We start from the raw sequence: 23,665 nt of genomic DNA, 5'->3' as shown, positions 1-23,665 counted from the left end.
AAAAGTAAAAATGATAAAATAAAACAAATTAAACAAGAGGAGTGTCAAATGACAAAAGCTAACTTTGGTGTTGTTGGTATGGCCGTAATGGGTCGTAACCTTGCCCTTAATATTGAATCTCGTGGTTACACAGTTGCTATTTACAACCGTAGTAAAGAAAAAACTGAAGATGTAATTGCTTGCCATCCTGAAAAGAACTTTGTGCCAAGCTATGACGTGGAAAGTTTTGTGAACTCAATCGAAAAACCTCGTCGTATCATGCTCATGGTTCAAGCTGGACCTGGTACAGATGCTACTATCCAAGCCCTTCTTCCACACCTTGACAAGGGTGATATCTTGATTGATGGTGGAAACACTTTCTACAAAGATACAATCCGTCGTAATGAAGAATTGGCAAACTCAGGTATCAACTTTATCGGTACTGGGGTTTCTGGTGGTGAAAAAGGTGCCCTTGAAGGTCCTTCTATCATGCCTGGTGGACAAAAAGAGGCCTACGAATTGGTTGCGGATGTTCTTGAAGAAATCTCAGCTAAAGCACCAGAAGATGGCAAACCATGTGTGACTTACATCGGTCCTGATGGAGCTGGTCACTATGTGAAAATGGTTCACAACGGTATCGAGTATGGTGATATGCAATTGATCGCAGAGAGTTATGACTTGATGCAACACTTGTTAGGCCTTTCTGCAGAAGATATGGCTGAAATCTTTACTGAGTGGAACAAGGGTGAATTGGACAGCTACTTGATCGAAATCACAGCTGATATCTTGAGCCGTAAAGACGATGAAGGCCAAGATGGACCAATCGTAGACTACATCCTTGATGCTGCAGGTAACAAGGGAACTGGTAAATGGACTAGTCAATCATCACTTGACCTTGGTGTGCCATTGTCACTCATCACTGAGTCAGTATTTGCACGTTATATTTCAACTTACAAAGAAGAACGTGTGCATGCTAGCAAGGTTCTTCCAAAACCAGCTGACTTCAAATTTGAAGGAGACAAGGCTGAGTTGATTGAAAAGATCCGTCAAGCCCTTTACTTCTCAAAAATCATTTCATACGCACAAGGTTTTGCGCAATTGCGTGTAGCTTCTAAAGAAAACAACTGGAATTTGCCATTTGCAGATATCGCATCTATCTGGCGTGATGGCTGTATCATCCGTTCTCGTTTCTTGCAAAAGATTACAGATGCTTACAACCGTGATGCAAACCTTGCTAACCTTCTTTTGGATGAGTACTTCTTGGATGTTACTGCTAAGTACCAACAAGCAGTGCGTGATATCGTAGCTCTTGCTGTTCAAGCTGGTGTGCCAGTGCCAACTTTCTCAGCAGCTATTACTTACTTTGATAGCTACCGTTCAGCTGACCTTCCAGCTAACTTGATCCAAGCGCAACGTGACTACTTTGGTGCCCACACTTACCAACGTAAAGACAAAGAAGGAACCTTCCACTACTCTTGGTATGACGAAAAATAAGTAGGTCTGCCATGGGGAAACGGATTTTATTACTTGAGAAAGAACGAAATCTAGCTCATTTTTTAAGTTTGGAACTCCAAAAAGAGCAATACCGAGTTGATCAGGTTGAGGAGAGGCAAAAGGCCCTCTCCATGGCTCTTCAGACAGACTATGACTTGATTTTATTGAATGCTCATCTGGGGGATATGACAGCCCAGGATTTTGCAGACAAGCTGAGTCGGACTAAGCCAGCCTCAGTCATCATGGTTTTGGACCATCGTGAAGAATTGCAAGATCAGATTGAGACGATCCAACGCTTTGCCGTTTCTTACATCTATAAGCCGGTTATTATTGACAATTTGGTGGCTCGTATTTCAGCGATTTTCCGAGGTAGGGACTTCATCGACCAACACTGTAGTCAGATGAAGGTTCCAACGTCTTACCGTAATCTGCGTATGGATGTAGAACATCATACCGTTTATCGTGGCGAGGAGATGATTGCTCTGACGCGGCGTGAGTATGACCTTTTGGCCACTCTTATGGGAAGCAAGAAAGTTCTGACTCGTGAGCAGTTGTTGGAAAGTGTCTGGAAGTATGAAAGTGCGACCGAAACGAATATCGTGGATGTCTATATCCGTTATCTACGTAGCAAGCTTGATGTAAAAGGTCAAAAAAGCTACATTAAAACAGTACGTGGTGTTGGTTACACCATGCAAGAATAGAAAGCAGTTGCAGTTATGTAACTGCTTTTTTTGGGGGTTTTCTATATATTGACATACAATTGGGTCTTTGCTATAATCAGCTATGGAGGATAGGTCTAATGAAAATAATAAAAAAATTGATGCCAATCGCATTAGCAGTCTTTTTCTTCGGTTTGCTAGCAACAAGTGCAGTATTGGCGGATGATGCTGATTCAGAAGGCTGGCAATTTGTCCAAGAAAATGGTAGAACCTACTACAAGAAGGGGGACCTCAAAGAAACCTACTGGCGAGTGATTGATGGCAAGACCTATTATTTTGATCATGTATCAGGAGAAATGGTTGTCGGCTGGCAATATATCCCGTTTCCATCTAAAGGTAGTACAATTGGTCCTTACCCAAATGGTTTAAGATTAGAATCTATGCCAATGCCACAATGGTACTACTTTAACCAAGATGGGGTTCTTCAAGAATTTGTTGGCAAGCAAGTTTTAGAGGCAAAAACTGCTACAAATACCAACAAACATCATGGGGAACAATATGATAGTTCAGCAGAGAAACGAGTCTATTATTTTGAAGATCAACGTAGTTATCATACTTTAAAAACTGGTTGGATTTCTGACGAAGGACATTGGTATTATTTACAGAAGGATAGTGGCTTTGATGCTCGTATCGACAGTTTGACGGTTGGGGAGCTAGTGCGTGGTTGGACCAATGATAACTCAACTTGGTACTATCTAGATCCAACAACTGCTGCAATGCAAACGGGCTGGCAATACCTTGGCAACAAGTGGTACTACCTCCGTTCATCAGGAGCCATGGCAACTGGCTGGTATCAGGAAGGCTCAACTTGGTATTATTTAGATGCTGAAAATGGTGATATGAAAACGGGCTGGCAATACCTCGGTAACAAGTGGTACTATCTCCGTTCATCAGGAGCTATGGCAACTGGTTGGTATCAAGATGGTTCAACTTGGTACTACCTAAATGCAAGTAATGGAGATATGAAGACAGGTTGGTTCCAGGTCGGAGGGAAATGGTACTATGCTTATAGCTCAGGTGCTTTAGCAGTGAATACCACTGTAGATGGCTACTACGTCAACTATAATGGCGAATGGATTCAATAATGAAAGAGGCGATTGTGAAGGAAACAATCGCTTTTTTTGTGAAAATGTAATAAAATAGATAGGAAAGAATAAACACTTGTATGAAAAAATGAGACGGCTTTTTCGTCTAGCAAAAGGAAAATATGACAAAAAAAGTTGGTGTCGGTCAGGCACATAGTAAGATTATTTTAATAGGGGAGCATGCGGTCGTTTACGGTTATCCGGCCATTTCCCTGCCTCTTTTGGAGGTGGAGGTGACTTGTAAGGTAGTTCCTGCTGACAGACCTTGGCGCCTCTATGAGGAGGATACCTTGTCCATGGCGGTGTATGCTTCACTTGAACATCTAAATATCAAGGAAGCCTGCATTCGCTGTGAGATTGACTCGGCTATCCCTGAAAAACGGGGAATGGGTTCGTCAGCTGCTATCAGCATAGCGGCTATTCGTGCGGTTTTTGACTACTATGAGGCAGAACTGCCTCATGATGTATTAGAAATCTTGGTCAATCGGGCTGAGATGATTGCTCATATGAATCCAAGTGGTTTGGATGCCAAGACCTGTCTCAGTGACCAGCCTATTCGCTTTATTAAGAACGTAGGATTTACAGAGCTTGAGATGGATTTATCCGCATATTTGGTGATTGCTGATACAGGTGTTTATGGTCACACTCGTGAAGCCATCCAAGTGGTTCAAAGTAAGGGCAAGGATGCCCTGCCGTTTTTGCATGCCTTGGGAGAATTGACTCATCAGGCAGAGGATGCGATTTCACGAAAAGATACTGAAGGGCTGGGGCAAATCCTCAGTCAAGCGCATTTACATCTAAAAGAAATTGGTGTTAGTAGCCCTGAGGCAGACCATCTGGTAGAAACGGCTCTTAACCATGGTGCTCTGGGTGCCAAGATGAGTGGTGGTGGGCTTGGAGGCTGTATCATAGCCTTGGCAGACAATTTGACACACGCACAAGAACTAGCAGAAAGATTAGAAGAGAAAGGAGCTGTTCAGACATGGATAGAGAGCCTGTAACAGTACGTTCCTACGCAAATATTGCTATTATCAAATATTGGGGAAAGAAAAAAGAAAAAGAGATGGTGCCTGCTACGAGCAGTATTTCTCTAACTTTGGAAAATATGTACACGGAGACGACTTTGTCATCTCTACCGACGGATGCAACAGCTGATGCCTTTTATATTAATGGTCAGCTACAAAATGAGGCGGAGCATGCCAAGATGAGCAAGATTATTGACCGCTACCGTCCAGCTGGAGAAGGATTTGTCCGTATCGATACTCAAAACAATATGCCTACGGCAGCGGGCCTGTCCTCAAGTTCTAGTGGTTTGTCTGCCTTGGTCAAAGCTTGTAATGCTTATTTTCAGCTTAGTTTGGATAGAAGTCAGTTGGCACAGGAGGCTAAGTTTGCCTCAGGATCTTCCTCTAGGAGTTTTTATGGACCACTAGGTGCTTGGGATAAGGATAGTGGGGAAATTTACCCTGTAGAGACAGACTTGAAACTAGCTATGATTATGTTGGTGCTAGAAGACAAGAAAAAACCAATCTCTAGTCGTGATGGGATGAAACTTTGTGTGGAAACATCGACGACCTTTGATGACTGGGTCCGTCAGTCTGAGAAAGACTATCAGGATATGCTGGTCTATCTCAAGGAAAATGACTTTGCCAATGTTGGGGAGTTAACGGAGGAAAATGCCCTGGCTATGCACGCTACGACCAAAACAGCATCACCAGCCTTTTCTTATCTGACCGATGCAAGCTATGAAGCCATGGACTTTGTTCGCCAGCTTCGTGAGCAAGGGGAAGCCTGCTACTTTACTATGGATGCTGGTCCCAATGTCAAGGTCCTCTGTCAGGAGAAAGACTTGGAGCATTTATCAGAAATCTTCGGTCAACGTTATCGCTTGATTGTGTCAAAAACAAAGGATTTGAGCCAAGATGATTGCTGTTAAAACTTGCGGAAAACTCTATTGGGCAGGCGAATATGCTGTTCTAGAACCAGGGCAGTTGGCCTTGATAAAGGCTATTCCCATCTATATGAAGGGCGAGATTGCTTTTTCTGATAGTTACCGTATTTATTCGGATATGTTTGATTTCGCAGTGGATTTAACGCCAAATCCTGATTATAGCTTGATTCAAGAAACGATTGCCTTAGTGGAAGATTTCCTCGTTTATCGTGGTCAGACCTTGCGACCTTTTTCTTTGGAAATCCGAGGAAAAATGGAAAGAGAAGGGAAAAAGTTTGGTCTAGGCTCTAGTGGCAGTGTTGTTGTCTTAGTTATCAAGGCACTGCTGGCTCTGTATGATGTTTCAGTCGATCAGGAGCTCTTATTCAAGCTTGCTAGCGCTATCTTGCTCAAGCGAGGAGACAATGGTTCTATGGGAGACCTTGCCTGTATTGTGGCAGAGGAATTGGTTCTTTACCAGTCATTTGATCGCCAGAAGGTAGCAGCTTGGTTGAAAGAAGAAAATTTGTCGACAGTTTTAGAGCGTGATTGGGGATTTTCAATTTCACAAGTGCAACCAGCCCTAGAATGTGATTTCCTAGTGGGATGGACCAAGGAAGTGGCTGTATCTAGTGATATGGTTCAACAAATCAAGCAAAATATCAATCAGAATTTTTTAAGTTCCTCAAAAGAAACGGTGGTTTCTTTGGTAGAAGCCTTGGAGCATGGGGAATCAGAAAAAATTATCGAGCAAGTAGAAGTAGCCAGTAAGCTCTTAGAAGGCTTGAGCGCAGATATTTACACGCCTTCGCTTAGACAGCTGAAAGAGGCCAGTCAAGATTTGCAAGCTGTTGCTAAGAGTAGCGGCGCTGGTGGTGGTGATTGTGGTATTGCCTTGAGTTTTGATGAGCAATCAACTGAAACCCTAAAAAACCGTTGGGCCGATCTGGGGATTGAGCTCTTATACCAAGAAAGGATAGGACATGACGACAAATCGTAAGGACGAGCATATCCGCTATGCCCTTGAGCAGAAAAGTTCCTATAATAGCTTTGATGAGGTGGAGTTGATTCATTCTTCCTTGCCTATTTATGACCTGGATGAGATTGATCTTTCGACAGAGTTTGCTGGTCGAAAGTGGGATTTTCCTTTTTATATCAATGCCATGACAGGTGGAAGCGATAAGGGAAGAGAAATAAATCAAAAGCTGGCTCAAGTGGCGGAAGCCTGTGGTATTTTGTTTGTGACAGGTTCTTATAGCGCAGCCCTCAAGGATCCTACAGATGACTCATTTTCTGTCAAGTATGATCATCCAAATCTCCTTCTTGGAACCAATATTGGATTAGACAAGCCTGTTGAGTTGGGACTTCGGACTGTAGAAGAGATGAATCCTCTTCTCCTGCAGGTGCATGTCAATGTTATGCAGGAGTTGCTCATGCCCGAGGGAGAAAGAAAGTTCAGAAACTGGCAATCGCATCTAGCAGACTATAGCAAGCAAATCCCCGTTCCTATTGTCTTAAAGGAAGTCGGCTTTGGGATGGATGTGAAGACCATCGAAAGAGCCTATGAATTGGGCGTTCGAACCTTTGACCTGTCAGGTCGTGGTGGTACCAGCTTTGCTTATATTGAAAACCGTCGCAGTGGTCAACGTGACTACCTCAATCAATGGGGTCAGTCTACCATGCAGGCCCTTCTCAATGCCCAAGACTGGAAAGACAAGGTCCAACTCTTGGTCAGTGGAGGGGTTCGGAATCCACTGGATATGATTAAGTGCCTGATTTTTGGCGCCAAAGCTGTAGGACTGTCTCGAACAGTTCTGGAATTGGTTGAAACCTACACAGTTGAAGAAGTGATTGGCATTGTCCAAGGCTGGAAAAACGATCTGCGTTTGATTATGTGTGCCCTTAATTGTGCCACCATAGCAGATCTGCAAAAAGTAGACTATCTTCTTTACGGCAAACTAAAAGAAGCAAATGATCAGATGAAAAAGGCGTAATCACCGCCTTTTTTCCATCTTCAGACCGAGGTGACTTTTTTGAGTTGTGATAAAATAGAGGGAGAGGATGCACCTATGAGAAAATTTAAAATCTTTTTATTTATCGAAGCCTGTCTTTTGACAGGAGCTCTGATTTTGATGGTTTCAGAGCATTTTTCGCGTTTTCTGCTGATACTTTTTCTCTTTTTGCTTTTGATTCGCTATTACACTGGTAAAGAGGGGAATAACCTTCTTTTAGTGGTGGCAAGCATTCTCTTCTTTTTCATCGTCATGCTCAATCCTTTTGTGATTCTAGCTATTTTTGTTGCGGTTATCTATAGCCTCTTTCTTCTTTATCCAATGATGAACCAGGAAAAAGAGCAGACCAATTTGGTTTTTGAAGAGGTGGTGACAGTTAAGAAGGAGAAAAATCGTTGGTTTGGGAATCTCCATCATTTTTCAAGCTACCAAACTTGCCAGTTTGATGATATCAATCTCTTTCGTCTCATGGGCAAGGACACCATTCATCTGGAGAGGGTGATTCTAACCAATCATGACAATGTCATTATCCTCAGAAAGATGGTAGGAACGACCAAAATCATTGTGCCTGTAGATGTGGAAGTCAGTCTCAGTGTTAACTGTCTTTATGGTGATTTGAATTTTTTCAATCAGCCCAAGCGAGCCCTTCGCAATGAACACTATCATCAAGAAACAAGAGACTATCTCAAGAGTAACAAGAGTGTCAAGATTTTCTTAACCACTATGATTGGCGATGTTGAGGTGGTTAGAGGATGAAAAAACAAGCCTATGTAATGATTGCTCTCACCTCCATCCTGTTTGTCTTATTTCTGTCCCACAGCTTGCTGGACATCCTTGACTTTGACTGGTCTATTTTCTTGCATGATGTCGAAAAAACAGAAAAATTTGTCTTTTTGTTGTTGGTATTCAGCATGTCCCTGACCTTTCTCTTAGCCCTGTTTTGGAGAGGTATCGAAGAGCTTTCTCTAAGAAAAATGCAGACTAATCTCAAGCGTTTGTTGGCAGGGCAAGAAGTGGTTCAAGTTGCAGATCCAGATTTGGATGCCAGTTTCAAGTCCTTGTCAGGTAAACTTAATCTTTTGACAGAAGCTCTTCAAAAGGCTGAAAATAACAGCCTTTCTAGGGAAGAGGAAATCATAGAGAAGGAACGGAAGCGGATTGCTCGGGATTTGCACGATACAGTCAGTCAGGAGTTGTTTGCGGCCCACATGATTTTATCAGGTGTTAGCCAGCAGGCTTTGAAACTGGATAGAGAAAAAATGCAGACCCAGTTGCAGAGTGTCACAGCCATTTTAGAAACGGCTCAGAAGGACTTGAGAGTCTTGCTCCTGCATTTGAGACCAGTTGAACTGGAGCAGAGGAGTCTGGTTGAGGGAATCCAAATTCTCTTAAAAGAGCTAGAGGACAAGAGTGATCTCAAGGTCAGTCTCAAGCAAAATGTGACGAAATTGCCTAAGAAAATCGAGGAGCATATTTTCCGCATTTTGCAGGAACTAATCAGCAATACCCTTCGCCATGCCCAGGCCTCTTGTCTGGATGTTTATCTCTATCAGACGGATCTTGAATTGCAGATGAAGGTGGTGGACAATGGGATTGGTTTCCAGCTGGGGAGTTTTGACGACTTGAGTTATGGACTTCGCAATATCAAGGAGCGAGTCGAAGATATGGCAGGGACGGTTCAGTTATTAACAGCCCCCAAGCAAGGATTAGCAGTTGATATCCGTATTCCCTTGCTCGATAAGGAATGATAAAGGAGTAAAGATGAGAATTTTACTGGTAGATGACCATGAAATGGTCCGATTAGGCTTGAAAAGCTATTTTGATCTCCAAGACGATGTAGAAGTTGTGGGGGAGGCGGCAAACGGTTCTCAAGGCATTGACTTGGCCTTGGAATTGCGTCCAGATGTCATTGTCATGGATATTGTCATGCCTGAGATGAATGGGATTGACGCGACCTTAGCTATCCTTAAAGAATGGCCTGATGCCAAGATTTTGATTGTGACCTCTTACTTGGACAATGAAAAAATCATGCCGGTCTTGAATGCTGGTGCCAAAGGCTATATGCTTAAGACTTCAAGTGCAGATGAATTGCTCCATGCTGTCCGTAAGGTGGCTGCTGGCGAGCTGGCTATTGAACAAGAGGTCAGCAAGAAGGTCGAATACCACCGCAATCACATAGAACTACATGAGGACCTGACTGCGCGTGAGCGAGATGTTCTCCAACTGATTGCCAAGGGATATGAAAATCAGCGCATCGCTGATGAACTTTTTATCTCTCTCAAGACGGTCAAGACTCACGTGTCTAACATTCTTGCCAAACTTGAAGTCAGCGACCGTACCCAGGCTGCAGTCTATGCCTTTCAGCACTACTTGGTGGGGCATGAGGAGTTTTAGTAGTTATATAAAATAATGTTGGATAAATGGCTGAACTTAGTATTAAAGAAGCGAGTAAGTACCTTTAGCGTGATAAAATATTTTTTTCACAATATTTTTATGTTATTTGTTGACATTCATTTTATAGGGGAGTAGAATAGAGTTATAAAAAGATAAAACAATATATTAAATATAAAAATGATATATAAAATCCAAAAGGAGGTTACAGGTATGTCTCCGTAAATTATCAAAATAAGGTCACTAGAGCGTTAAGGAATTTTGAAGAAAGGATTTTTGTCATGAAAAAATATATTACTTATGCAGCTTTATTACTTACTTCAGGAGCTTTGTTATCAACTACTTATGTAGTTAATGCAGAAACTACAACGTCTACCACTAAAGTGACTACATCACAAACAACTTCACAGTATACAAGCGAGAAAGAAGCAATTGATCAACTTGTTAAAGAAGGTAAAATTAAGGTTGAAGATGCAGAACAAGTTAAGTTGGTAGGATTTTCTCCTAGAGAATTAACGCAAGTAGAAGGCGATCAAGAAAAAATAGCATTTAATCAAAATAGAGATGATAAAGGAACCTGGATGATAACAGATGGTCGCTGGTGGTTCAAATATACTTCAGGTGGGTATGCTAAACATTGGGAATTCTTAGATAAGAAATGGTATTATTTTGATGATCAAGGTTGGATGAAATCAAATGAGTGGATTAACCCAGATGGTAATTGGTACTATCTTTCAAATGACGGTTCCATGCTAACTGATTATAATAGAGTTAATGGGAAACCTTATTTCTTCAGATCTAACGGTGTTTGCGTAGAAAATAAAGGTCAGGCAATTGCTGAGTATGCAGAGACATTTGTAGATAAAATCCCATATGTTGGGGGTTGGGCAGACTTGAATAAGGGTGTAGATTGCTCAGGATTTACACATGCCATATATAAAAACTTTGACATTTACTTAGGAACTGATACTAGATCTCAATTTAAGCAAGGAATTGATGTAACTGGTAATGAAAAACCTGGAGATTTAATTTTCTTTAATAATCTTGAACATGTGGGAATTAATATTGGCGGTAACCAAGTGGTTCACGCAAATTATGTAAGAAAATTTGTAAACATAACTAACAATGAATACATTGGATCTATTGACGGAGCTAGACGAGTTTGGTAACAATAAAACTTAAATGTCATAAATAATTTGTTACTAATTGGAGGAAACGGCTATGAAAAAATCTAAACTACTTACACTTGGTTTGCTTGCAGGTGCTGGCCTACTTTTATCTATCAACCAAGCACAGGCTGCAGATACATGGGTAAAAAATGGTTCTGACTGGAATCTTTCTCAAGATGGCAGTCTAGCTAAAAACAAATGGGTGCAAAATGCTGGCTCTTGGTACCACTTTGACGGTTCTGGTAAAATGCAGACAGGCTGGTACAAGGAAGGCAATACATGGTATTCGCTCGCAGACAGTGGGGCTATGCGTACTGGCTGGTACAAGGAAGGCAATACATGGTACTCACTCGCAAATAGTGGGGCTATGCGTACTGGTTGGTACAAAGAAGGGTCTACTTGGTACTACCTCAAAGGCAGTGGCGCTATGGCAACAGGATGGGCAACTGCAAATGGTCAATGGTCTTACTTTGAAAAATCAGGTGCTATGGTAGCAGATAGAGCTGTTCCAGCAAGCGATGGGGAAAGTTATGTCATTGGTAAGGATGGTTATATGTTAACCAAACTCCCTAGTCAGGTTGAACAAGATCCTTTTGATGATACAGTTATTACAGATATCGTTACTTTGTCTGATGGTTATGACTATCACCTTGTTCATAAGAAAGATGGAGTTGTTATCGAAAAGAATGCCTGGTATATCAAACCTATTGTTGAACGTTTTTCTTATCAAAAGATTGGCGATATAAAACGAAATACTTTAGATGCCATTACTGATAATAAAAAACCAGGGGAAGAAATTGATCCTAAAGCTGTCATAAAGAATTTCCAAAACTTACCAAATAAGTATTACTTTGGAGCAGATGGACGTAAGGTTGCGAATCTACCAGAATTCACTACTCACTTCCCTATTCAAAAAGTTGGGTCTGAACTTTATCTTAAAAACTCAAGTCCAGTTATTAGTCTAGATTCATCTGGATTGACAATTAATGACAATAAACTTTATCTAAGAGGTGCCAATGATGATAATGGTAAACTTGTAACTGGATATTTTACAATGTTTATGGACGGATTATTATCTAAAGATCACCATATTTTGGGCTATGCAGATGAATCTGGTGAAATCGTGAAGATGAAAGTTTTGCCTAATGATTTCCGTGATTATATTGAAAAAGGAATTTCCGGTTTTTATGGAGAAACTGTTAGATATGACAGTTCAACAGGAAATGTTTCTGTTGTGAAATAAACTATCTGACATAGTAAAAAGAAAAAAGCGAACAGTTTTGTTTACTAGGAAGTCATGTTCATTTCACTATAGAACAGGAGGAAATAACTATGAAAAAATCTAAACTATTCACTCTTGGTTTGCTTATAGGTGCTGGTCTGCTTTTATCTATCAACCAAGCACAGGCTGCAGATACTTGGGTTAAAAATGGTGCTGACTGGAATCTTTCTCAAGATGGCAGTCTCGCTAAAAACAAATGGGTACAAAATGCTGGCTCATGGTATCATTTTGACAGCACTGGTAAAATGCAGACAGGCTGGCTCAAAGAAGGCAATACTTGGTATTCACTAGCAGATAGTGGTGCTATGCGCACAGGCTGGTACAAGGAAGGCAATACCTGGTACTCACTCGCAAATAGTGGTGCCATGCGCACTGGCTGGTATAAGGAAGGTAACACCTGGTACTCATTAGCTAATAGTGGCGCTATGCGTACTGGCTGGTACAAAGAAGGCAACACATGGTACTATCTTCATTTTAGTGGTTCTATGATGACAGGTTGGGAGTGCATAAATGGTGATTGGTATTATTTTGAACAATCAGGTGCAATGGCCTCTGATAGAGTTGTAAATTCTAGTGATGGAACAGGCTATATTCTCAGCAAGGATGGACATATGTTCACTTTACAAGATAGCCCTTATAAACATGATGATATTGTTCGTTTAGGCGATGGATATGAATATCTGATTAAAGCAAAATATGATGGGAATAAATTTACTGATGTTATAGTGGCTAAAAACACTTGGTATGTCAAACCTGAGTTCAAGAAGTTTTCCGACAAATATGGGGATCATGTTGCAAATATAACCTTAGCTTTAGTGGATAATAAAGAAAAAGGACAAGAAATTGATCCTAAAGCTGTTATTCGTAATTTCCAAAATCTGCCAGGTCGATATTACTTTGGAGCAGATGGTCGTAGAGTATTACCACTTCCAGAGATGACAACTAGATCAGAAATCAAAAAAGTTGGCAATGATCTTTATCTAGAAGACCCAGGTGTACGACTTAGACTTCCGTCTACTTACTTCACAATCAATAACAATAAACTATACTATTTAGAAAATGAACAAGGTAAGCTTAAAACAGGTTACTTTGTACTGATTGATGATGGAGCAACCACTACTCACTATCACATTCTAGCCTATGCGGATCAATCCGGTGAGATTCTTAAGATGAAACGCTTGCCATCAGGAGTTAGAGATTATCTTGACAAAGAAATCGATGGTTTCTATGGTCAAAAAATTAAGATTGAATCTCCACACTCAAACGAATATTACAAAGTGGTTGTGGTTAAATAAGAAAAACGAATCGCCTAATGAGGGATGTATGGGCGATTCGTTTTTTAACTGTAATCAGCCACTACTGAATACCTTTTATAAGATTATATTTGAATTCTAAAGAAAATTAAGAAGAAACCATACTTCCAGCAGGATTGAAAAGCGCATTCATTACTTGAAAAAAGTCGCCCATTTATGTTATAATAGACTGTATTTAAAAAATTTTAAGGAGAAATGACAGAATGTCTGTATCATTTGAAAACAAAGAAACAAACCGTGGTGTCTTGACTTTCACTATCTCTCAAGACCAAATCAAACCAGAATTGGATCGTGTCTTCAACTCAGTGAAGAAATCTCTTAATGTTCCAGGTTTCCGTAAAGGTCACCTTCCACGTCCTATCTTCGACAAAAAATTTGGTGAAGAGTCACTTTACCAAGACGTTATGAACGCTCTTTTGCCAAATGCTTATGAAGCAGCTGTAAAAGAAGCTGGTCTTGAAGTGGTTGCTCAACCAAAAATTGACGTAACTTCAATGGAAAAAGGTCAAGACTGGGTTATCACTGCTGAAGTCGTTACAAAACCTGAAGTAAAATTGGGTGACTATAAAAACCTTGAAGTATCAGTAGATGTTGAAAAAGAAGTAACTGACGCTGACGTTGAAGAGCGTATCGAACGCGAACGCAACAACTTGGCTGAATTGGTTATCAAAGAAGCTGCTGCTGAAAACGGCGACACTGTTGTCATCGACTTCGTTGGTTCTATCGATGGTGTTGAATTTGATGGCGGAAAAGGTGAAAACTTCTCACTTGGACTTGGTTCAGGTCAATTCATCCCTGGTTTCGAAGACCAATTGGTAGGTCACTCAGCTGGTGAAACTGTTGATGTTATCGTAACATTCCCAGAAGACTACCAAGCAGAAGACCTTGCAGGTAAAGAAGCTAAATTCGTGACAACTATCCACGAAGTAAAAGCTAAAGAAGTTCCAGCTCTTGACGATGAGCTTGCAAAAGACATCGATGAAGAAGTTGAAACACTTGCTGAATTGAAAGAAAAATACCGCAAGGAATTGGCTGCTGCTAAAGAAGAAGCATACAAAGATGCCGTTGAAGGTGCAGCAATTGATAAAGCTGTAGAAAATGCTGAAATCGTAGAACTTCCAGAAGAAATGATCCACGAAGAAGTTCACCGTTCAGTTAATGAATTCCTTGGAAACTTGCAACGTCAAGGTATCAACCCTGACATGTACTTCCAAATCACTGGAACTACTCAAGAAGACCTTCATAATCAATACCAAGCAGAAGCTGAGTCACGTACGAAGACTAACCTTGTTATCGAAGCAGTTGCGAAAGCTGAAGGATTTGACGCTTCAGAAGAAGAAATCCAAAAAGAAATCGAGCAATTGGCGGCAGACTACAACATGGAAGTGGCACAAGTACAAAGCTTGCTTTCAGCTGATATGTTGAAACATGATATCACAATCAAAAAAGCTGTTGAATTGATTACAAGCACAGCAACAGTTAAATAATCTTATACTCTTCGAAAATCAAATTCAAACCACGTCAGCGTCGCCTTACCGTACTCAAGTACAGCTTGCGGCTAGCTTCCTAGTTTGCTCTTTGATTTTCATTGAGTATTCATAAACAAAAATCCCACCTGAATTGGTGGGTTTTCTTGTGTACTATTTTCCAAAAATCTCTTTGAGATCTGCGTCTGTAATCCCAATCATGGCTGGGATGCTATCCCAGTTTTCTTCGGTTAGGATGTAGGATTGTTCAGGGGCAGTTGATGTGGTAGTTTCAGAGACAGCTGGTTTATTATCTTCGACATTTTCCAATAGATCACTGAAGCGTTCAATCAGATAGGTTTTTCGGGCAGTTCCGATGTGCTGGGTAGCATAGTCGAAGGCCTGTAATTCACCTAGTAAGATAAGCTTGCTTTTGGCACGTGTAATGGCTGTGTAGATGAGGTTTCTCTCCAGCATACGCCTGCTAGCACTGGTGATAGGCAGGATGACAACTGGGAACTCACTTCCCTGAGATTTATGAATACTCATGGCATAGGCCAAGCGAATCTTGTACCATTCGTTACGTGGGTAAGAGACTTCGTTGCCATCAAAATCAATGACAATCTCGTCTTGTTTCGACTCGGTGTATTTACTCGGAATCAGGTCTGTGATGGCTCCTAAATCCCCATTAAAGACATTGATTTCAGCATCGTTGACCAAGTGAATGACCTTATCTCCCTTACGATAGTGGCACTGGGGAGCTTCAAAACTGAGTTGGTCTTTTTGTGGTGGGTTCAGGAGGTCTTGCATGAGCTGATTGATAGCATCAATCCCTGCAGTCCCTCGGTACATGGGAGCCAGAACCTGAATATCACGTGCAGGAATACCACTTCTGAGGGCAGCGCCTAAGATTTTCTCAATAGTAGCAGGAATATGTCCGCTAGCAATTTCAAAGTAGGAACGGTCTGCTTTTTTCTGGGTGAAATCAGCTGGCAGGATGCCCTGTCGAATCTGACTAGCCAGGGTAACGATGGTTGATTCTTCGCTTTGCCGATAAATTTTTTCCAAGCGAGTCTGAGGAATCAAAGGAATATGAAGCAGATCCGCTAGAACTTGTCCAGGACTGACAGACGGTAGCTGATCGCTGTCTCCCACGATGAGGATTTTACTGTTAGAAGAGATGTTGGAGAAGAGTTGATTGGCCAGCCAAGTATCCACCATGGAGAATTCATCCACGATGATAAAGTCAGCATCCAGATAATCTTCCAGATGACTGGTATCATCGTCACCTGTCATTCCTAAATGACGGTGTATGGTAGCGCTTGGCAAACCTGTCAATTCATTCATGCGCCGAGCGGCTCGTCCGGTTGGAGCGGCAAGAAGAATCGGCAAGTTGCTTTTTTTCCTGAGGTCAAGTCCTTCTAAAAGGGCATAAACAGCGATGATACCATTGATAACAGTTGTCTTACCAGTACCAGGTCCACCTGTTAGAATAAAGACCTTGTTCTGGATAGCGTCGCAGATCGCCTGTTTTTGAATGTTATCATACTCAATCTCCAGATCTTCTTCGACAGTAGCGATATGTTTTTGAATGGTTTCTAAATCCTGGCTCTTCTGTTTTCCTTTTTCAAGGATACGAGCCAAGTGACTGCGGATGCCTTCCTCAGCGAAGAAGAGGCTGTTGTCAAAAATCTTGGTATCAATCTGCTGGACCTTGTCTTCTTCGATCAGGTAGGAGAGTTCTTGAGCTACTTGGCTGGGGTCCAGTTCCACGGGACGGGAAGACTCAAGGAGAGTAAGGGTTTGTTCTAGCAAATCCCGTGCTTCAACATAGGTGTCCCCTGTTTCCATACAGGCCTGAAAAAGACTATGAACTAGACCGGCTCGGAAGCGTTCAGGAGCCTGACTTTCTATGCCAAGTTCTTCCGCTAATTGGTCAGCAATAGTAAATCCCAAACCCTTGATATCCTCGACCAGCTGGTAGGGATAATTTTCAACAACATCAAGGGTTTCTTCCTTGTAAAAATCTTGAATCTGGAAGGCTAGTTTGTTGGGAATGCCGTAGTTGGCAAGTTTGGCCAAAACCATCTCGGTTCCGTAGTTGAGACGGAGAGTGGAGACGAAAGCCTCGCGATTTTTTGCAGATAGTCCTGCAATGCCTTCTAACTTTTCTGGGTGTTGCAGAATTTCGTCAATGGTATTGTCGCCATAGGTATCCACGATTTTCTGAGCTGTCTTGAGACCAATTCCCTTGAAATGGCTACTTGAAAAGTACTTGACCAAGCCCTTGCTAGTTGGTTTTGCTCTTTCATAACGACTGATTTGCAGTTGTTCCCCATACTTGGAGTGCTGGACAATTTGTCCCCAAAAAGTATAGTCTTCTCCCTCAATCACGTCAGCCATGGTACCGGTGACAATAATTTCAAAATCATCAAAATCCTCTGCGTCCGTATCGTCGATTTCTAGGAGAAGGATGCGATAAAAATTGCTGGGATTTTCAAAAATAATCCGTTCAATGGTTCCTGAAAAATAAACTTCCATAAGATTCCTTTGCATAAATAGGTGAGAGTTAATACTCTTCGAAAATCAAATTCAAACCACGTCAGCTTCGCCTTGCCGTACTCAAGTACAGCCTGCGGCTAGCTTCCTAGTTTGCTCTTTGATTTTCATTGAGTATAACTTTGTTTCTATCTTAATCAAACTGGATAGTGAATAATCACTTCTCACGATAGAAGAAGAGGCTGAGATTCTTGATTCTCGGCCTCTTAGGTTTCTTAAAATGTTCCGATACGGGTGATTGGCCAGAAGCGGAATTTAGCTTCCCCTGTGATATCTTTTGCTTTGAAGGTACCTACGTGGCGGCTGTCGCTCGAAACCAAGCGGTCATCTCCGAGGAGAAGGTATTCTCCTTCTGGGACAGTAAAGCTAAAGTTGGTGTTGTAATTGACATCAACTGTGAAGGCTTGGGCTTTTTGAGCGATACTTCTAAAGAAAGTTCCTTTATTTCCTTCAAAGCCCTTGCCTGAGTAAGTGCTTTGGAGTTTGTCATCCTTGAAGCGTTTGATATAGTCAGCTAGGTAAGGTTCATCTGTCTCTTTGTCATTGATGTAAAGTTTATCATTTTCGTAACGGATGGTATCGCCAGGCATTCCGATGACACGTTTGACAATGTCCTTATTACCATCTTCCTCATGGGCTACCACGATATCAAATCGGTCAATAGGGAGATGTTTGACAACAAAGAGGATTTCTCCATCCGCTAGAGTTGGATCCATGGAATGTCCTTCTACGCGGACATTGCTCCAAAAAAAGATACGACTTAAAGCTAGTAATGACAGAATCAGGAGGAACAATCCCCACTCTTTTAAGAAATGTTTAAATGAATTCATAACTTACCTTTCTAAGCGTTTTTTCGCTTTTTCAGTATTTTTAAAGTGCAGTTTGGCGCAGAAATTGAGTCCCTGCATTCCATAGGCTTGCAAAATCTGGCTAGCCACCTTATCAGAAGCCGTTCCAGCTCCACTTGGAAGTTGATAGCCCAGCTCCCGTCCCAGATTTTCAAGATTTTCTAGAAAGAAATCACGCGCAATGATAGAAGAAACTGCGACAGCCAAGTATTTGCCCTCAGCCTTTTCTTCTAAGCTGATAGGATTGCTGAAACGATTGGCCTCTTGTGCCAAGTACTTGTCATAATTTTTAGCACTAGTAAAGGCATCAATCACAATTTTCTCAGGCTGAAGTCCTTTTTGAAGAAGGAGATAGATAGCCTGGTTATGGAGGGCTACCTTAACAGAAACAGCGTTGTAGCGGTCTCCGATGACCTCGTTGTACTTGCTTGGTGAGAGAAGCAGTGCCTGGTGCTGGATTTTTTCCTTGAGGATAGGGGCAATCTGACGGATCTTTTGGTCGGTAAGAGTCTTAGAATCTCCCACACCGAGTTTTCGCAAGAAGGCATGCTGGTCAGGTGTGACAAAGGAAGCCACAACTGCAAGCCCACCAAAGTAGGAACCATTTCCCACCTCATCTGTCCCAATTAAAGGGAAATTTTGTCCCCTGTTTTCCTCTACAACTTGATAGCCAAAGAAACTAGCATATTTCTCAGCTCCTTCACCCTGAAGCAAGACCTTTCCAGAAGTATAGATAGAAACGGTTGCTTGAGGCAGTTTCAAAAAATAGCGAATATAGGGGTTTTTACTGGGAGCCAGACTGGTTTGATAGTGTTCAAGAAAAGCCTGAATCTCCTTTTCGCTTGGTGTGAGTGTTATACTTGCCATGGTTTCTATTGTACCATAAAAGCAGACAAATTTGTAAAAACTGACAAAATTAGCGAATTTTGGTATAATATCGTGAGGTGAATTTTATGGCAAATCTAAATCGATTCAAATTTACATTCGGGAAAAAATCATTAACCTTGACAACCGAGCATGATAACCTTTTTATGGAGGAAATCGCTAAGGTTGCGACAGAAAAATATCAAGCAATTAAAGAACAAATGCCTAGTGCAGATGATGAAACAATCGCTCTTTTGTTGGCAGTCAACTGTTTGTCAACTCAACTCAGCCGTGAGATTGAATTTGATGATAAGGAGCAAGAGCTAGAAGAACTCCGTCACAAGCTTGTGACTTGCAAGCAAGAACAGAGCAAGATTGAGGATTCCTTATGATTTCACTCCTTCTTCTATTGGTCTTGGCTTGGGGATTTTATATCGGCTATCGGAGAGGCCTGCTCTTACAGGTTTATTACCTGATTTCAGCCATGGCTTCGGCTTTTGTGGCTGGCCAGTTTTATAAGGGGCTTGGAGAACAATTTCATTTGTTGGTCCCTTATGCAAATCCGCAGGAAGGTCAGGGAACTTTCTTTTTCCCATCGGATCAACTCTTTCAGTTGGATAAGGTCTTTTACGCAGGGATCGGCTACTTGCTTGTATTTGGGATTGTCTATAGCATTGGTCGTTTGCTTGGTCTCCTCTTACACTTGATTCCTAGTAAAAAACTGGGTGGCAAGTTGTTCCAAGTTTCAGCAGGGATCTTGTCCATGTTGGTGACCTTATTTGTCTTGCAAATGGCCTTGACAATCTTGGCGACCATCCCCATGGCAGCTATACAAAATCCTCTTGAAAAGAGTATCGTCGCAAAACACATCATCCAGAGCATACCGGTAACAACTAGTTGGCTCAAACAAATTTGGGTGACAAATTTAATCGGATAAAAAGGGCAGGAAATTTCCTAGCCCTTTGTTTACAGATTGACTAGAATTTATCAGAATGTAAAAAGCTAATACTCTTCGAAAATCTCTTCAAACCACGTCAGCTTCCATCTGCAACCTCAAAACACTGTTTTGAGCAACCTGCGGCTAGCTTTCTAGTTTGCTCTTTGATTTTCATTGGGTATACCACACCTAGACATTCAAAGACAAGGAAATAAAGATGAATAAGAAAATATTAGAAACATTAGAGTTCAATAAGATCAAGGCCTTGTTTGAACCTCATTTGTTGACCGAGCAGGGCTTGGAGCAATTGAGACAGCTGGCTCCGACTGCCAAAGCAGATAAAATTAAACAGGCTTTTGCTGAGATGAAGGAAATGCAGGCTCTTTTCGTCGAGCAACCGCATTTTACCATTCTTGCAACCAAGGAAATCGCAGGAGTCTGCAAGCGGTTGGAGATGGGGGCAGATCTCAATATCGAGGAGTTCCTCCTCTTGAAGCGCGTGCTTCTTTCTAGCAGAGAACTGCAAAGTTTTTATGCCAATCTGGAAAATGTCAGCTTGGAAGAATTAGCCCTTTGGTTTGAGAAATTACATGATTTTCCACAATTACAAGGAAATCTCCAAGCCTTTAATGATGCAGGTTTCATTGAAAATTTTGCCAGTGAAGAATTGGCGCGCATCCGTCGAAAAATCCATGATAGCGAGAGTCAGGTACGCGATGTTTTACAAGACCTGCTCAAGCAGAAAGCGCAGATGTTGACGGAAGCGATTGTTGCCAGCAGAAATGGTCGTCAGGTTTTACCAGTCAAAAATACCTACCGTAATAAGATTGCAGGTGTTGTTCATGATATTTCTGCCAGCGGAAACACCGTCTATATCGAACCCCGTGAGGTGGTCAAACTGAGCGAAGAAATTGCCAGTTTACGAGCAGATGAGCGCTATGAAATGCTTCGCATTCTCCAAGAAATTTCTGAGCGTGTCCGCCCTCATGCGGCTGAGATTGCCAATGATGCTTGGATTGTCGGCCATCTGGACTTGATTCGTGCCAAGGTCCGCTTTATCCAAGAAAGGCAAGCAGTCGTACCTCAGCTGTCAGAAAATCAAGAGATTCAACTGCTCCATGTCTGCCATCCTTTGGTCAAAAATGCCGTTGCAAATGATGTCCATTTTGGTCAAGATTTAACAGCCATTGTCATTACAGGTCCCAATACAGGTGGGAAGACCATCATGCTTAAAACTCTGGGATTGACGCAGGTTATGGCTCAGTCTGGTTTGCCGATTTTAGCAGATAAGGGAAGTCGTGTTGGTATTTTTGAAGAAATCTTTGCCGATATTGGCGATGAACAGTCTATTGAACAGAGCTTGTCGACCTTCTCTAGCCACATGACCAATATTGTGGATATTCTTGGTAAGGTCAACCAGCATTCGCTCTTGCTCTTGGATGAGTTGGGGGCTGGTACCGATCCTCAAGAGGGAGCCGCCCTTGCCATGGCTATTCTGGAGGACCTTCGCCTGCGTCAAGTCAAGACTATGGCGACGACCCACTATCCGGAACTAAAGGCCTACGGTATTGAGACAGCCTTTGTGCAAAATGCCAGCATGGAGTTTGATACTGCGACTCTTCGCCCGACCTATCGCTTTATGCAGGGTGTTCCTGGCCGAAGCAATGCTTTTGAAATTGCTAAACGTTTAGGTCTATCTGAAGTTATCGTAGGGGATGCCAGTCAGCAGGTTGATCAGGACAATGATGTCAATCGTATCATTGAGCAACTGGAAGAGCAGACGCTAGAGAGTCGCAAACGCTTGGACAATATCCGTGAGGTGGAGCAAGAAAATCTCAAGATGAACCGTGCTCTCAAAAAACTTTACAACGAGCTCAATCGTGAAAAGGAAACTGAGCTTAATAAGGCGCGTGAACAGGCTGCTGAGATTGTGGACATGGCTCTAAGTGAGAGTGACCAGATTCTCAAAAATCTCCACAGCAAATCTCAACTTAAACCCCACGAAATCATTGAAGCCAAGGCCAAGCTGAAAAAATTAGCTCCTGAAAAAGTAGATTTGTCTAAAAACAAGGTCCTTCAAAAGGCCAAGAAAAAACGAGCTCCAAAGGTGGGAGATGATATCGTGGTGCTCAGTTACGGTCAGCGTGGTACCTTGACCAGTCAACTCAAGGATGGTCGCTGGGAAGCCCAAGTTGGCTTGATTAAGATGACCTTGGAAGAAAAAGAGTTTGACCTTGTTCAAGCCCAGCAAGAAAAGCAAGTCAAGAAGAAACAGGTCAATGTCGTGAAACGAACTTCTGGTCGTGGCCCACAAGCCAGACTGGACCTTCGAGGCAAACGTTATGAAGAAGCTATGAATGAGCTAGATGCCTTTATCGACCAAGCCCTGCTTAACAATATGGCCCAAGTCGATATCATCCATGGTATTGGAACAGGTGTCATCCGTGAAGGAGTGACAAAATATCTACAAAGAAACAAACATGTCAAGAGTTTCGGCTATGCCCCACAAAATGCTGGAGGCAGTGGCGCGACTATTGTCACCTTTAAAGGATAAGAAAAGCCTGAGGAAATATGTGGTTCCTCAAGCTTTTTTGATTTCTAGACTAGATATCTAAAGGCTGTCTAGTGTGATTGAGTTGTGTGACAGTAACAAAGAAGTCCTCTCTCATTCGAGTCAGAAGTTGATTTGGATAGATTTTTTCAAAGTTATCAAGACTGGCAAAGATATGCTTAGCAAGTTCTAGACCTCTGACATCGTCTTTTCTGAGAAAATTATTAGCCCGTTCCATGGAAATGCTAATCATCTCTGTCATCTTGGTACTCAGTAGAGGGAAAGTATTAATCACTTCCAGGGTCTTTAACGCTAGATTTTCAGCTTTATCATAGTAGCCATTAACAGAGTAATGCTTGATAGCAGTTCTTAAGCAGGCAATATAGTAGTCAGCAGTACGGATTGAATGGTATTCAGTCTGTTCTTTTAAAGTATCTAATAAGTGGTAGAGCCTGTAATCTAAAAATTCGATTGAAAAGTGAGGAAGGATAGATGAAAAGATATTGACCTCAATTTTATTCCAATCGTCCAATTCACTGAGATAGTTCTTGATATATTCTAGTTCTTGATAATCTTTTGGAGTCAGAAAAGAATCGCCGATGATGTTTGCGATAGCAAATTTATTGACTACACGATTGGCAATCACGTAGTGTTCAGCGATCCCAGGATTTTCCAAGGGTTGATTAATCAAGCTAATGATCTTTTTAAATTCACGCTTATAGGCCAAATCAGCAACCTGAGCCTGTAATTTATGAAATTCCGTTGGAAACATCTGCGTTTTGAGACTATCAAAGGTCTCTTTATCAATTCCAATATTAGAAAGAATCTCTTCAAATTTTTGAATGGTTATTCGAGATTTCCCTTGCTCAAACTGACGTAAAAAATGTGGAGTCACTGTAGTCCCAGCAGCTTCCTTTTGTGTAAATCCTCTCTCCTCACGAATAGCCTTATAGACTAATCCATACACACTTTCATCTTGCATCCTAAATCTCCTCAAGTCCTTTTTTCAATTCTATCATAATTCTACCAGTTTTTAAGTTAATTTTAAGAAAAAAGTAATTATAGT

The 23,665-nt window shown here is 41.7% G+C and carries 21 protein-coding genes; 17 read left to right on the top strand and 4 right to left on the bottom strand.

Annotation, left to right across the window (positions count from 1 at the left end; genetic code table 11):
• Positions 1-48: 48 nt before the first annotated feature.
• From gndA to tig, 14 genes are all read left to right on the top strand, one after another.
• A complete protein-coding gene (gene gndA, locus D8836_RS07050; RefSeq protein ID WP_125393544.1) occupies positions 49-1,473 on the top strand; it encodes an NADP-dependent phosphogluconate dehydrogenase in 1,425 nt (474 codons plus the stop codon).
• A gap of 11 nt (positions 1,474-1,484) precedes the next feature.
• Positions 1,485-2,174 (top strand): response regulator transcription factor, encoded by a 690-nt coding sequence (locus D8836_RS07045; RefSeq protein ID WP_125393543.1) that lies wholly within the window; start codon positions 1,485-1,487, stop codon positions 2,172-2,174.
• Positions 2,175-2,272: 98 nt separating this feature from the next.
• Positions 2,273-3,277: a choline-binding protein CbpF gene (gene cbpF / locus D8836_RS07040; protein WP_125393542.1), complete on the top strand. Its 1,005-nt coding sequence runs from the start codon at positions 2,273-2,275 to the stop codon at positions 3,275-3,277.
• Between the two features lie 122 nt (positions 3,278-3,399).
• Positions 3,400-4,278, top strand: a complete 879-nt coding sequence (gene mvk / locus D8836_RS07035; protein WP_125393541.1) for a mevalonate kinase — start codon at positions 3,400-3,402, stop codon at positions 4,276-4,278.
• Positions 4,260-5,213, top strand: coding sequence for a diphosphomevalonate decarboxylase (gene mvaD / locus D8836_RS07030; protein WP_125393540.1), 954 nt, complete (start codon positions 4,260-4,262; stop codon positions 5,211-5,213). Before mvk ends, mvaD begins: the two co-directional genes overlap by 19 nt.
• Positions 5,200-6,207: a phosphomevalonate kinase gene (locus tag D8836_RS07025; protein ID WP_125393539.1), complete on the top strand. Its 1,008-nt coding sequence runs from the start codon at positions 5,200-5,202 to the stop codon at positions 6,205-6,207. The genes mvaD and D8836_RS07025 overlap by 14 nt, the downstream gene beginning before the upstream one ends.
• Complete coding sequence (gene fni / locus D8836_RS07020) at positions 6,191-7,201, top strand: type 2 isopentenyl-diphosphate Delta-isomerase (RefSeq protein ID WP_125393538.1); 1,011 nt, start codon at positions 6,191-6,193, stop codon at positions 7,199-7,201. The genes D8836_RS07025 and fni overlap by 17 nt, the downstream gene beginning before the upstream one ends.
• A 75-nt stretch (positions 7,202-7,276) precedes the next feature.
• On the top strand, positions 7,277-7,975 hold the full coding sequence (gene liaF, locus D8836_RS07015) for a cell wall-active antibiotics response protein LiaF (protein ID WP_001224643.1): 699 nt from the start codon (positions 7,277-7,279) through the stop codon (positions 7,973-7,975).
• On the top strand, positions 7,972-8,967 hold the full coding sequence (locus D8836_RS07010) for an envelope stress sensor histidine kinase LiaS (RefSeq protein WP_125393537.1): 996 nt from the start codon (positions 7,972-7,974) through the stop codon (positions 8,965-8,967). Before liaF ends, D8836_RS07010 begins: the two co-directional genes overlap by 4 nt.
• A gap of 13 nt (positions 8,968-8,980) precedes the next feature.
• On the top strand, positions 8,981-9,613 hold the full coding sequence (locus D8836_RS07005; protein ID WP_084947976.1) for a response regulator transcription factor: 633 nt from the start codon (positions 8,981-8,983) through the stop codon (positions 9,611-9,613).
• Positions 9,614-9,891: 278 nt separating this feature from the next.
• Entirely contained in the window at positions 9,892-10,779 is an 888-nt protein-coding gene (locus D8836_RS07000) for a C40 family peptidase (protein ID WP_060627601.1), read from the top strand.
• 52 nt (positions 10,780-10,831) lie between these two features.
• Positions 10,832-12,022: an N-acetylmuramoyl-L-alanine amidase family protein gene (locus D8836_RS06995; protein ID WP_125393536.1), complete on the top strand. Its 1,191-nt coding sequence runs from the start codon at positions 10,832-10,834 to the stop codon at positions 12,020-12,022.
• An 89-nt stretch (positions 12,023-12,111) separates the two neighbouring features.
• The gene (locus D8836_RS06990) at positions 12,112-13,356 is read left to right on the top strand and encodes an N-acetylmuramoyl-L-alanine amidase family protein (protein WP_060627605.1); all 1,245 of its coding nucleotides are present in this window, start codon (positions 12,112-12,114) and stop codon (positions 13,354-13,356) included.
• 221 nt (positions 13,357-13,577) lie between these two features.
• Positions 13,578-14,861 (top strand): trigger factor, encoded by a 1,284-nt coding sequence (tig, locus tag D8836_RS06985; protein ID WP_000116486.1) that lies wholly within the window; start codon positions 13,578-13,580, stop codon positions 14,859-14,861.
• Positions 14,862-15,014: 153 nt separating this feature from the next.
• Here the strand turns inward: tig and recD2 are convergent, their stop codons facing one another.
• From recD2 to rnhC, 3 genes are all read right to left on the bottom strand, one after another.
• Entirely contained in the window at positions 15,015-17,381 is a 2,367-nt protein-coding gene (gene recD2 / locus D8836_RS06975; RefSeq protein WP_125393535.1) for an SF1B family DNA helicase RecD2, read from the bottom strand.
• A gap of 233 nt (positions 17,382-17,614) precedes the next feature.
• The gene (gene lepB, locus D8836_RS06965; RefSeq protein WP_049523793.1) at positions 17,615-18,229 is read right to left on the bottom strand and encodes a signal peptidase I; all 615 of its coding nucleotides are present in this window, start codon (positions 18,227-18,229) and stop codon (positions 17,615-17,617) included.
• A gap of 3 nt (positions 18,230-18,232) precedes the next feature.
• Positions 18,233-19,114, bottom strand: coding sequence for a ribonuclease HIII (gene rnhC, locus D8836_RS06960; RefSeq protein ID WP_050314088.1), 882 nt, complete (start codon positions 19,112-19,114; stop codon positions 18,233-18,235).
• An 86-nt stretch (positions 19,115-19,200) separates the two neighbouring features.
• Between rnhC and zapA the strand changes: the two genes are divergently transcribed.
• From zapA to D8836_RS06945, 3 genes are all read left to right on the top strand, one after another.
• Complete coding sequence (gene zapA, locus D8836_RS06955) at positions 19,201-19,503, top strand: cell division protein ZapA (RefSeq protein WP_000002022.1); 303 nt, start codon at positions 19,201-19,203, stop codon at positions 19,501-19,503.
• A complete protein-coding gene (locus D8836_RS06950) occupies positions 19,500-20,048 on the top strand; it encodes a CvpA family protein (RefSeq protein ID WP_084861639.1) in 549 nt (182 codons plus the stop codon). Before zapA ends, D8836_RS06950 begins: the two co-directional genes overlap by 4 nt.
• 217 nt (positions 20,049-20,265) lie before the next feature.
• Positions 20,266-22,602: an endonuclease MutS2 gene (locus D8836_RS06945; protein ID WP_125393534.1), complete on the top strand. Its 2,337-nt coding sequence runs from the start codon at positions 20,266-20,268 to the stop codon at positions 22,600-22,602.
• A gap of 49 nt (positions 22,603-22,651) precedes the next feature.
• Here D8836_RS06945 and D8836_RS06940 read toward each other — a convergent pair whose 3' ends face one another.
• Positions 22,652-23,581, bottom strand: a complete 930-nt coding sequence (locus tag D8836_RS06940; RefSeq protein WP_125393533.1) for a helix-turn-helix domain-containing protein — start codon at positions 23,579-23,581, stop codon at positions 22,652-22,654.
• Positions 23,582-23,665 lie beyond the last annotated feature (84 nt).

The organism is Streptococcus mitis (genome assembly GCF_003942995.1).
Lineage (GTDB): Bacteria > Bacillota > Bacilli > Lactobacillales > Streptococcaceae > Streptococcus > Streptococcus mitis_CV.
Note: the sequence above shows the minus strand (reverse complement) of the source record. Positions and strands in the feature narration are given on the sequence as shown.